Annotated in this window: 11 protein-coding genes and 3 pseudogenes; 9 read left to right on the top strand and 5 right to left on the bottom strand. The window is 71.4% G+C overall.

The annotated features are described in order from the left end of the window. Positions 1–1011 precede the first annotated feature (1011 nt). Together RBJ77_RS20735 and RBJ77_RS20730 are read left to right on the top strand one after the other, a co-directional pair. Positions 1012–1134, top strand: a complete 123-nt coding sequence (locus RBJ77_RS20735; RefSeq protein ID WP_372346405.1) for a hypothetical protein — start codon at positions 1012–1014, stop codon at positions 1132–1134. Positions 1135–1732: 598 nt separating this feature from the next. Continuing rightward, positions 1733–2506 (top strand): annotated as a pseudogene (locus RBJ77_RS20730) (pyruvate dehydrogenase (acetyl-transferring), homodimeric type); the annotation flags it as partial. A 70-nt stretch (positions 2507–2576) separates the two neighbouring features. On the opposite strand, the gene RBJ77_RS20725 reads toward RBJ77_RS20730, so the two are convergent. Continuing rightward, positions 2577–2714 carry a hypothetical protein gene (locus RBJ77_RS20725; protein ID WP_372346408.1) on the bottom strand — a complete coding sequence of 46 codons (138 nt, stop codon included), beginning with the start codon at positions 2712–2714 and terminating at the stop codon, positions 2577–2579. Between RBJ77_RS20725 and RBJ77_RS20720 the strand changes: the two genes are divergently transcribed. The 4 genes from RBJ77_RS20720 to RBJ77_RS20705 all read left to right on the top strand — a co-directional run bounded on the left by RBJ77_RS20720 (position 2679) and on the right by RBJ77_RS20705 (position 4755). Continuing rightward, complete coding sequence (locus RBJ77_RS20720; protein ID WP_372346404.1) at positions 2679–3068, top strand: hypothetical protein; 390 nt, start codon at positions 2679–2681, stop codon at positions 3066–3068. The genes RBJ77_RS20725 and RBJ77_RS20720 overlap by 36 nt on opposite strands. 108 nt (positions 3069–3176) lie before the next feature. Continuing rightward, on the top strand, positions 3177–3521 hold the full coding sequence (locus RBJ77_RS20715; RefSeq protein ID WP_372346403.1) for a hypothetical protein: 345 nt from the start codon (positions 3177–3179) through the stop codon (positions 3519–3521). 521 nt (positions 3522–4042) lie between these two features. Next, positions 4043–4375 (top strand): 2-oxo acid dehydrogenase subunit E2, encoded by a 333-nt coding sequence (locus RBJ77_RS20710; protein ID WP_372346402.1) that lies wholly within the window; start codon positions 4043–4045, stop codon positions 4373–4375. Between the two features lie 29 nt (positions 4376–4404). Beyond that, positions 4405–4755: a 2-oxo acid dehydrogenase subunit E2 gene (locus RBJ77_RS20705; protein WP_372346401.1), complete on the top strand. Its 351-nt coding sequence runs from the start codon at positions 4405–4407 to the stop codon at positions 4753–4755. A 166-nt stretch (positions 4756–4921) separates the two neighbouring features. Here the strand turns inward: RBJ77_RS20705 and RBJ77_RS20700 are convergent. Then, positions 4922–6127, bottom strand: a pseudogene (locus tag RBJ77_RS20700) (RNA-guided endonuclease InsQ/TnpB family protein); the annotation flags it as partial. Positions 6128–6196: 69 nt separating this feature from the next. On the opposite strand from RBJ77_RS20700, the pseudogene tnpA reads away from it, so the two are divergent. Next, positions 6197–6593 (top strand): annotated as a pseudogene (tnpA, locus tag RBJ77_RS20695) (IS200/IS605 family transposase); the annotation flags it as partial. 1288 nt (positions 6594–7881) lie between these two features. Next, entirely contained in the window at positions 7882–8271 is a 390-nt protein-coding gene (locus RBJ77_RS20690; RefSeq protein WP_372346400.1) for an HD domain-containing protein, read from the top strand. A 474-nt stretch (positions 8272–8745) separates the two neighbouring features. Here the strand turns inward: RBJ77_RS20690 and RBJ77_RS20685 are convergent, their stop codons facing one another. Then, positions 8746–9009 carry a hypothetical protein gene (locus RBJ77_RS20685; RefSeq protein ID WP_372346399.1) on the bottom strand — a complete coding sequence of 88 codons (264 nt, stop codon included), beginning with the start codon at positions 9007–9009 and terminating at the stop codon, positions 8746–8748. A 168-nt stretch (positions 9010–9177) separates the two neighbouring features. On the opposite strand from RBJ77_RS20685, the gene RBJ77_RS20680 reads away from it, so the two are divergent. Continuing rightward, a complete protein-coding gene (locus tag RBJ77_RS20680) occupies positions 9178–9348 on the top strand; it encodes a hypothetical protein (protein WP_372346398.1) in 171 nt (56 codons plus the stop codon). Between the two features lie 6 nt (positions 9349–9354). On the opposite strand, the gene RBJ77_RS20675 is transcribed toward RBJ77_RS20680, so the two are convergent. Then, on the bottom strand, positions 9355–9597 hold the full coding sequence (locus RBJ77_RS20675; RefSeq protein ID WP_372346397.1) for a hypothetical protein: 243 nt from the start codon (positions 9595–9597) through the stop codon (positions 9355–9357). Further along, positions 9594–10058 (bottom strand): hypothetical protein, encoded by a 465-nt coding sequence (locus tag RBJ77_RS20670; protein WP_372346396.1) that lies wholly within the window; start codon positions 10056–10058, stop codon positions 9594–9596. The genes RBJ77_RS20675 and RBJ77_RS20670 overlap by 4 nt, the downstream gene beginning before the upstream one ends. Positions 10059–10066 lie beyond the last annotated feature (8 nt).

Raw genomic sequence — 10066 nt, 5'->3', positions numbered from 1 at the left:
GTTGTACTTCGTTCGGTTCCCTCAATTGGGTGTTTAACCGTTTTCGCATTTATCATTGGCGCTTCGCGTTTTCGTGCCGCTTCAACGCGGTTCTTCACCGCCTCGACGGGCCATCTCTAGCAGCGCCGCCGCGCTCGGCCGCGAACTTTACGTGGCGCTGTCCGTGGTCGGCGCCGACCGCGTCCGCTCGAATTTACTTTCGCGGCGAAGGCTGCGCAGGAAGGACCTGGCGCGGCACGCCACCGTGCCCTACACCCTGGTGCGCGCCACTCCGTTCCACGAGTCCCGTCGAGACGGCCGCGACGGAGGCACTCCGGCCCGACGGCGTGCACGTGCCGCCCCCTGCTGGTACGCCCGGTCGCCACGGACGACGTCGCCGCGGCGGTCGCCCGCGCCGCAGTGGGGCTGCCCCCGCTTCGGGGTGCTGGAGACCAGCGGGACCCGAGGAGCTCCGGCTCGACCGAAGGCACCGGCGAACTGCTGGCCGTCTCGGCCGGTCCGGGCCCTGTGGTCCCCGACGCGGAGGCTTCTTCGGCGTCGGTGCCTCGGCGAGGCGGACCCTGCTGCCCGGGCCTGCACGCCCAGCTGGGGCCACCCACACCTTCAATACCGAGGTGGGCTCAAGAACCGCTGAACCGGCGGGCGACACCACCGCCTTCGCACGTCATTCCGGCCGCCGCCCTGCGCCGGCTGTCGGCACTCGCTCGCGCTCCGTGACAGGAAAGGCTGCCATGAACGCAGATCCGCGTCCCGGCCCACTGAGACACCCGCGACCAGTGAGCTCGACCAGCTACCCGGACCGTGACCGGGAGGGAGACCGCCGAATGGCAGGCCTCCCTCGACGCCGCGTCGTGCGCAACGTGTGCCGCCGGGCCGGAACGCGCCGCGTATCTGATGCGGCGCGTGCACGCGTCCGGCGGACGTAAACCGGGCGCTGCCCCCGCTGCCGTCGTCGGACTACATCAACACCGTCGGCGGCCGCGCAGCCCAGCGTTCGACGGTGACCCGGAGATGGAGTCCAGGATCACCGCGCTCAACCGGTGGAACGCCGCCGCGATGGTCGCCCGGGGTTTGCGCGCCTGGGGCTCGGCGGCCAAGCATCTCCACCTACGCGTCGGCGGCGCGCGCTGGTGACGAGATCGGGTTCAACCACTTCTTCCGCGGCAAGACGGCGACGCGGCTCCGGCGACCAGCTCTTCCTCAGGGGCACGCCTCGCCGGGCATCTACGCGCAGGTGTTCCTCGGGAACGCCTGAGCGCCGAGGCAGTTGGGGCTTCCGGCGGGAGGCGGGCGGGCACGGCCTGCCGTCCTACCCACACCCCGGCGGCTGCCGTGGCTGTGAGTTTGACGGTCTCCATGGGTCTCGGTCCGCTCGGCGCCGTTTGCCAGGCCCGCTTCAACCGCTATCTGCTCGCGCGCATATCAAGGACACCTCCACTCACGGGTGTGGGCGTTCTGGGCGACGGCGGATGGACGAGCCGGAGTCGATGGCGGCGCTGGCGCTCCGCCTCCCGCGAGGCCTGGACAACCTCACGTTCGTCGTCAACTGCAACCTGCAGCGCCTCGACGGACCGGTCGCTCAACTCGAAGATCGTCCAGGGGCTGGGGCACGGTTCAGGGCGCGGGCTGGAACGTGGTCAAAGCAACTCTGGGGCGGGCGTGGGACCCGCTGCTCGCGCAGGACGCCACGGGCGACCTGGTCCGGCGCCTGGGCGAGGTGCCCGACGCGCAGATGCAGACGCTGGCCGCGGGACGCCGCGTACATCCAGGAGAAGTTTCTTCGCCGGGAGCAGCCTGTCCGCGTTTCGCCGCGTCCCTGAGCGACGTTTCGCAGCTGGGTGGAGCTGTTCGAGAGCTCCCGCGGCGGGCACACGGGCCGTTGAAGGTGTACGCCGCCTACCGGGCCCGCGGTGGGAGCTTCCGGGGTGCGCCGACGGTGATCCTCGCCCAGACGGTCAAGGGCCACACGCTGGGTTCGGCGTTCGAGTCGCGCTGGCGCCAACCGCAGATGAAGAGCTCACTGATGGCGCAGTTCCGTGAACTGCGCGACACCTGGAACTGCCCATCCCCGACAGCGCGCTGGCCGGGGACCAGGGTCCGTTCTGGCATCGGGGCGGACTCGCCCGAGGTGCGGTACCTGCACGAGCGACGGGCCGCGCTGGGCGGCCCACTCCCGCTGCGCCGGGTGACGGCCGCACCGCTGCCCGAGCCGCCCGCGCAGGCCCTTCGAGGCCCTGGAGAAGGGGTCGGGCCACCAGGAGATGGCCACCACGATGGCGCTGGTCCGGCTGGTCAAGGACTTGATGCGGGACGAGCGGACCGGCGCGCTGGGTGCCGATCGTCCCCGACGAGGCCCGCACCTTCGGCATGGGTCGATGTTCCCGACGGCCGGCATCTACTCGCCGCAGGGCAGCTCTACGATCCGGTCGACGCGGACCAGCTCCTCCACTACCGGGAGAGCGCCTCCGGGCAGCTCCTCATCGAGGGCATCACCGAGGCCGGCTCCGTGGCCGAGTTCACCGCCGCGGCGACCTCGTACGCCACGCACGGCGAGCCGATGATCCCGCTTCCACCTTCTACGCGATGTTCGGATTCCAGCGCACCGGCGACCAGTTCTGGGCGCTGGGACCAGGATGAGCCGCGGCTTCGTGGTCGGCGGCACCGCCGGGCGCACCACCATGACGGGCGAGGGCCTGCAGCACGGTGACGGCCATTCGCACCTGCTGGCGGCCACCAACCCGGCGGCGGTCAGCCACGACGCGGCGTTCGCCTACGAGATCGCCGTGATCGTCCAGACGGCCTGCGCCGCATGTACGGCGAGCGTTCGAGAACGTCTTCTACTACCTGACCGTGTACAACGAGGCGAAGCACCAGCCGGCCATGCCCGCGGTGCCGGGCATCGAGGGAGGGCATCGTCCGGGGCATCTACCGGTTCCCGGGCCGGCCGAACCCGGCGCCGCGGGACCGCGGTTGCAGCTGCTGTCCTCCGGTACGGCCCGTCCACTGGGCGCTGCGCGCAGGAACTCCTCGCCGCCGACTGGGCGTGCGGGCCGACGTGTGGTCGGTGACGTCCTGGACGGAGCTGCGCCGCGACGCGATGGACGCCGACGACGCCACGATGCGCGGCGAGGAGCGCACGCCGTTCGTCACCCGGGCGCTCGCGGGCGCCCGGCCCCGTGCTGGCGGTCAGCGACTGGATGCGGCAGGTGCCGGACCAGATCAGCCAGTGGATCGAGCAGGACTACTACTCCCTGGGCACCGACGGCTTCGGGCTGTCCGACACGCGCAGGACGTCCGCCGCTACTTCGGTGGACGCCGAGTCGATCGTCGTGACCGCCCTGGCCCGGCTGGCCCGGGCCGAGCAGGTCTCCCCCGGCGACCGTCGACCAGGCCCGCGAGCGGTACGGCCTCGGCCGCTGAAGAACGCCAGGCGCCGGGTGCGACCGGCCCCGTACGACACAGACCACGAACGACAGATCCGGCGGGCCGTCGCGTCGCGCCCGCCGGTGTTGAGGAGTTGACGACACCGCGACGGTTTCCGTGACCCTGCCGCACTCGGCGAGTCCGTCACCGAAGGCACCATGACCCGTTGGCTGAAGGAGGTCGGCGAGCGCGTCGAGGCCGACGAACCTGCGAGGTCTCCACCGACAAGGTCGACACCGAGATTCCGCGCCGGCGGGTGGTGTGCTGCTGGAGATCACCGCGGCGGAGGACGGAGACCGTCGAGGTCGGGGCGGCTCTCGGCGTCATCGGCACACCGGACGAGGCCCGGACGGCCCCTGACGCCGACGCCTGCCCCGGCTCCGGCTCCCGCGCCAGCCTCGCGCCTGCCCCCGCTGCGGCCCGGCTCCGCCCGCACCGTCAGCTCCCCAGCGGCGACCGCCTCCCGGCTCCGGCTCCGAGCCCCGATCCCGCCCCAGCCCAGGCCCCGGCCTCAGCCCCGATACCGACTCCGGCCCCAACCCCCTCCCCGCAGCCGCAGTTCCCGCCCCACCCGCGGCCCCCGCCACCGCGACCTCCTCTGCGCGGGCGGACCGTGCCGATGACCCGGATCCGTAGAGCCATCGGGAACAACCTGAAGCAGGCGTTGCAGGGAGCAGGCGCAGCTGACCAGCTCCGTGGAGGCCGACGTCACGCGGCTCATGCGGCTGCGCGCCCGGGCGAAGGACGGCTTCTCGCCCGGGAGGGGATCAAGCTGTCTCCGCTGCCGTTCTTCATCAAGGCCGCCGCCCAGGCGCTGCGGGCGCATCCGGTCATCAACGCCAGGATCGACGAGGCCGCCGGGACCATCACCTACTTCGACACCGAGAACATCGGCATCGCGGTGGACACGGAGGACGGTCTGACTGACCCCGGTCGTCAAGTCGGCCGGTGACCTGACCGTCGCTGGAGCTCGCGCGGGCCGTGCACGACCTGGCCGACCGGGCCCGCACCAGGCACCTCACGCCCGACGACGTGACGGGGGCGACCTTCACGATCTCCAACACCGGTTCGCGCGGCGTGCTGTTCGACACCGTCATCGTGCCGCCGAAGAGGCCGCGATCCTCGGCGTGGGCGCGACGGTCCCGGCGGCCCGCGGTCGTACGCGACGGTGACGACGAGGTCATCGCCGTCCGGGACCTGGTGCACCTGTCGCTGTCGCACGACCACCGGCTGGTGGACGGCGCGGACGCGGCCCGTTATCTGACCTCGGTCAAGGCGATCGTGGAGGCGGCGGCGTTCGAGGACGACCTGTACGCCGACACCGTGGCGTGAGAGGCCGGGCCCAGGAGGACCCGGCGGCCTCGCGTCCGAGCCTGTGGGAGATTGACACCGACGCAGGGAACGCGGCCCGACCGTGCCGCACACACCGAGGGAAACGGCGCGCGGCACGGGAAAGGCAGAGTCGTGACTCCTCCGCGTAAACGGGTGGCTTCTCCTTCGCCGGTTTGGCGTCGCGACGGACCAGCCCGGCCCGTAGAACGTTCAGGGCGCCCTACCGTGTCAGCGTGCGCCTGGTGGCCACGCACGTTTGGCAGTGAAACTTCTCCTGTGTGGGTCGGTTCTCCTTGGCGGTGTGCCCGCATGCGGGGCACCGCCGGGGAGGTGTTGCGGGGTTCCACCGCCATCACCACTCGCCCGGCGCCTTCCGCCTTGGCCGCGAGGATCGCGAGGAACACCCAACCGGCATCAGTTATCGAACGGTTGAGTCCGGCCTTGCGCTCGCCCCGTTGGGGAGGAACGCACCGGGCCGGTCGGCGTCAGGCTTCGGTGCCGGCGCCTTGCTCATGTTGCGGATCTTGAGGGTCTTCGTGCGCGATGAAGTCGTTGTCGCGTACGTACTCATTCGCGGTCTTGTGTGCGTGGTCCAGGCGCTGACGCCAGACCTTGCCGTGACAGCCGGGCCACGGTCTCTACGGCCTTGCGGCGGCGCTTGCTGCCGCGCTTGCACCGGGACAGGGCCTGTTGTGCGGCTTCGAGCTTCGCGGCGGCCTTCCGGCCGTGCCGGGAGTTGGGCACGGCTCCGCCCTTGGAGTCGGTCAGGAAGTTGGCTATGCCCATGTCGATGCCGATCACGGCGCCGGTCGCGGGAAGCGGTTCGGGCCGGGCCTGGTTGGCGGTGAGGACGACGTACCAGCGCCGTCCTTCCCGCTTGACGCTGATCGTCTTGACCGTGCCCGGGCCACGGGACGGTGCTGGTGCACGCTGACATGTCCGACGCCCCGAGGCGCACGCGGGTGACGGGGTCGTGCGGGGTGGAGTCCCAGCGGCAGCCGTCGCCGTCCTTGGGGAAGTCCACCGTGTCGAACCGCTTGTTCGAGCGGAAACGGGGATAGCCCGGCGTCTCCCCGGCCTTGATGCGCCGGAAGAACGCGGGCGAACGCTTTTATCAGCAAAAGCGGCGCAAGGTCGCCTGCTGGCTGGAGAACGACCACCTTTGCGTGGTTCGGCCGAAGCGGATGTCTTGGGCCGCTCCGGACTTGCTGCCCGTACTCTGATGCTGGTCTTCGAGGCGTGCCGGCAGGCGTCGCGGCGTTCCCTGCAAGGCTGCGTTGTAGAGGGGTGCAGCGATCGCGCAGCATCGCCGCGAGGGCGCCCTGCTGGCCGACGGTGGGCCCCAGGCGAGGAACTTGTAGGCGCGGATCACTGGTTCACCCTTCCGCGGTTCGAGACAGCAAGATCATAACATTGGGTATGCCACCACGCTGGGAACCAGATCCCCACGTACGGCGCGGCGTCACAGTCGTTTGCTAACCTGCACGCACACTTTGGTGTTCGTCGCAAGTATCGGACGGGCGTCTTCAACGACGCCATGCTGACCCGCTGCGAAGAGATCATGCGGAAGGCGTGCCGGAGGACTTCGAAGCCGGACCTGATCGAGTTCAACGGCGAAGAGGATCACGTGCACCTGCTGATCCACTACCCGCCGAAGGTCGCCCTGTCGAACCTGGTCAGCTCCCTCATAGGCGTCTCCTCGCGCCGCCTACGGCAGGGAGTTCACCGGCCGCGTCAACCGGGCGATCATGCACGGCCGGTTCTGGTCCGGGTCCTACTTCGCCGGGTCATGCGGCGGTGCTCCACTGACAGTGATCAAGGACTACATCGAGTACCAGTCAGCGGCCCGGCTGAGCACGGGCGCTGGGCGAGCACACGAGCGATGCGGCGGCGCTTCGCTCCGCCTGGCTCAGGATCGCGGATTCCCTCCCGCCTGAAGCGCGGGGATTCCCTCCGAAAGAAGAGGGACGGTTCGGCGCGCGCTACGCGCTCAGCTATACTCGCCGTCCGGTGGGCCGGTCGTCACCTCGGTGGGCCTGCGGCTGCCGGTCGACGGGCCGACGGCGGATGTGGCCGAAGGCGGACACGGTGGTCGTCTCCGGTGGGGACGAGCTGGTCGCCAGGCAAACGTCCCCGGCGATCTGACCGAGGCGGTCCGCCTCCTGGCACTCCCGAACGCGCCGGCTGGTGTCGATCTGTACGGGTTCGTCTCGTCCTGGCCGGTGCCGGAGTGCTGTGGACGGACGGCGCGCCACCACCCACTGGCGGCACGCCGAGGCTGCTGGCCCGCAGCTATCGCGACGTCCAGGTGCAGCCTGCCGCATCTTTGCGCCGGGGACGACGGCGTCATCACCGCTCGGCGGGCGTCTCGGCCGGCATCGATCTGGCCCTGGCGCTGGTGGGAGGACGACCACGGCGTCGAGCTGGCACGGAACGTCGCCCGCAACCTCGTGGTGTTCATGCAGCGCCCCGGCGGCCGGTCGCAGTTCTCGGCGCCTTTGGAGGTACGTCCTCCCCGTCCGCCCGCTGCGCGCTCGGCGGTCGACCTGGTGGCGGCGCAGCTACGCGCTGCCGCACACCGCCGGCTCGCTGGCCGCCCTGATCGGTGTCAGCCCACGCCATCTGGCGCGGCTCTTCCACGCGGAGATGGGCACGACCCCGGCGAAGTTCGTCGGGGATCCGGATCGACCATGCGAAGGCGCTGCTCGACTCCGGCTGCGGGGTGGCCGAGACGGCGCGGGCCGCCGGTTTCGGGAGCTCGAGTCGATGCGCCGCACGTTCGTGGCCCGGCTGGGCGTCTCGCCGAGCGGGTACCGGGCCCGGTTCGCGACCACCCGGCGCTCCGACGAGGACGACGCCGCGGCCGGCGCCCGCTGACCGCGCGCACGCCACCGCGCGGACGCGACCTGGTCCGGATCTGTGGGATGCACGGCAGAACGGGCGGTGCCGGACCGCGACCGGGAGGAAGGCTGGGAACCAGTCCGCTCCGCATCCGATCGAGGAGGCCACCGTGCCGGAGATCATCGCGAATCACCCTTCCCGGCACCCGGTTGGTCCGAGAGGCCACCGACCTCGTCCGCGCCGCGCCGACGAGACGCTCTTCCACCACTCGCGCCGCGTCTACCTGTGGGGATCCTCAGGGCGGCCGCACGCGGCCTCGATGTCGACCCCGAGCTCGCCTACGTCGGCGGGCTCTTCCACGACCTCGGCCTGACTGCCGCGCACGCCACCAAGGACCGTCGCTTCGAGATCGACGGCGCCGAGGCCGCCCGCACCTTCCTGCTCGACCACGGCCGCACCGAGGCCGAGGCCCGCACCGCGTGGCTCGCCATCGCCCTGCACACCACCCCGGAAGTGCCGCACCACCTGGCGCCCGGAGTCGCGGTGGTGAGCCTCGGTGTCGAGACCGACGTCCTGGGCCTCGACCTCGCGGAGATCACCGAGCAGCAGCGGGCCGACGTCGTCGCCGCGCACCCGCGTCCCGACTTCAAGAACCGCATCCTGAAGGCGTTCTGAGGAGGCATGGCCGACCGCCCCGACACCACGTTCGGGGACCATGAACGATGACGTGCTGGCCACTTCGACGCCTCGTTCCGCCGTGCGGACTTCGTCGAGATCATCGGAACAGCCCTTGGCCGGAGTAGGGGCGTCGTCGCGCGGACACCGGCCACGGAACCGCAGCCGTGGCCGGTTCGTCCGTTCCGTGCGGAGGGCGGCGAGGTCGCGGGCCCCTGCCCAGGCGGTGACGGTGTCGCCTTCCTCCGTGCGGTGCACGGGCACGTCCGCGTGGCGGAGCATCGCGTCGATCCGTTCGTCGCCGGCCAGGAAGAGACCGTAGAGGGTCTCCCGGCCGTCGCTGAGCGCGTGCCGCGCGAGACGTCGCAGGAGGCGGGTGCCGAGTCCGCGGCCTGCCAGAGTCCTCGACCAGCAGCGCGGCCTCCGCGGCCCGGTGATCCGGCATCAGGTGTCCTACGGCGACGTGGCGTCCGGTCAGTCCTGCACGGCCAGGTGGACCGAGCCGGGGCGGGTCAGCAGGGTGGGCAGGTAGGTGGCGGGGTCGGGCATCGCCCGGTGGTAGCGGCTCCACAGGGTCTGCGGTGAGCAGCGGTGGTGCAGCGCCACGGTGCGGGCGAGGTCGGCCGGGCCTATCGGTGTGATCCGCGGTTCGTGGCACTGGGCTGGTCCTTGCACGTCCGGGGCCGGTGCGGGAGGTGGTCCGCCGGGCCGGCCGTGGGTGGAGCGGATCGCGGACATCCGACCGGCCGCACCGGCCGGGTGCGACATCAGCGAAGCCCGTGCGGACGGGCGCGGCAGAGCGCGCCTGTCCGCACGAGGGCCGTCTCGCGGCGGTGTCAGCGCACCGCGCGGGCCGCGTCCTCGATGACCTCGGTGACCTTCCGGGCTTGGAGACGCCTCCACCGCGTGCGAGGACTCACCTTCGAGGTGTGGGCGTGGGCCCGCTTCGCCATGAACTCCTGGGCGGCGGCCGGGATGTTGCGGTCCTGCGTGGCGACCAGGACCCAGGAGGATGGTCTTCCAGGCCGGCTCGGCCGCGCCCTCGGCGAGGGCGGCGTCGGTGACGGCGCTGGGTGACGGCCATCAGGTCCGTCCGTTGCGCACGTCCGCCGCGAGCGGTGGTGGAACCCGTCGCTCTGGATGTAGAGGTCGTTGACCTGGGGCCGTCGGCGTTCGTGGTCGGCACCGGCGCAGCGCGTCGCCGAGGGTGCTGCCGGGGAACTTGCCCGACAGGTCGACGGCGTCTCTCGCCCTTGTCAGGAGGAAGGCCGCGAGGTAGACCAGCGCCTTGACGTTCTCGTTGCCGGTGGCGGCGTTGCTGATCACCGAGCCGCCGTACGAGTGTCCGGCCAGGACGATGGGTCGTCGATGCCGGCCAGGACCTCCTTGAGGTAGGTGGCGTCGCCGGTCAGGGAGCGCAGCGGGTTGGCGACGGTGACCACCGGGTAGCGGTCGTGCCGCAGCTTGCGGATGACGTCGTTCCAGCTCGTGGAGTCGGCGAACGCGCCGTGGACCAGGACGACGGTGGGTGGCGCCTGGGTGGCGGCTCCCTTGTCGGCAACTCCCCTTGTCGGCGGCGGCCGGACCGGCCGCGGTGAGACGAGCAGGCCGGCATGAAGATGCTGTGGCGGTGGCGAGGGCGGTGGAGTCGCGCACGGGTCCGGTTGGTGCGCGAGGTACGGGCAGTGCGCGCGGTACGAGCGGCACGGTCCATGTCGGTTGCAGCACCGGGCGGTCGGCCCGCGTCTCCCGGGCGGGGAGCGGGTGGGGTGTCGGCGGACGGCCACTCGGCCGG

It is taken from the genome of Streptomyces sp. KL116D, from assembly GCF_030766975.1.
Classification (GTDB): Bacteria; Actinomycetota; Actinomycetes; order Streptomycetales; family Streptomycetaceae; genus Streptomyces; species Streptomyces longispororuber_A.
The sequence above is the reverse complement of the archived record's forward strand: the minus strand, read 5'-3'. Positions and strand labels throughout refer to the sequence as shown.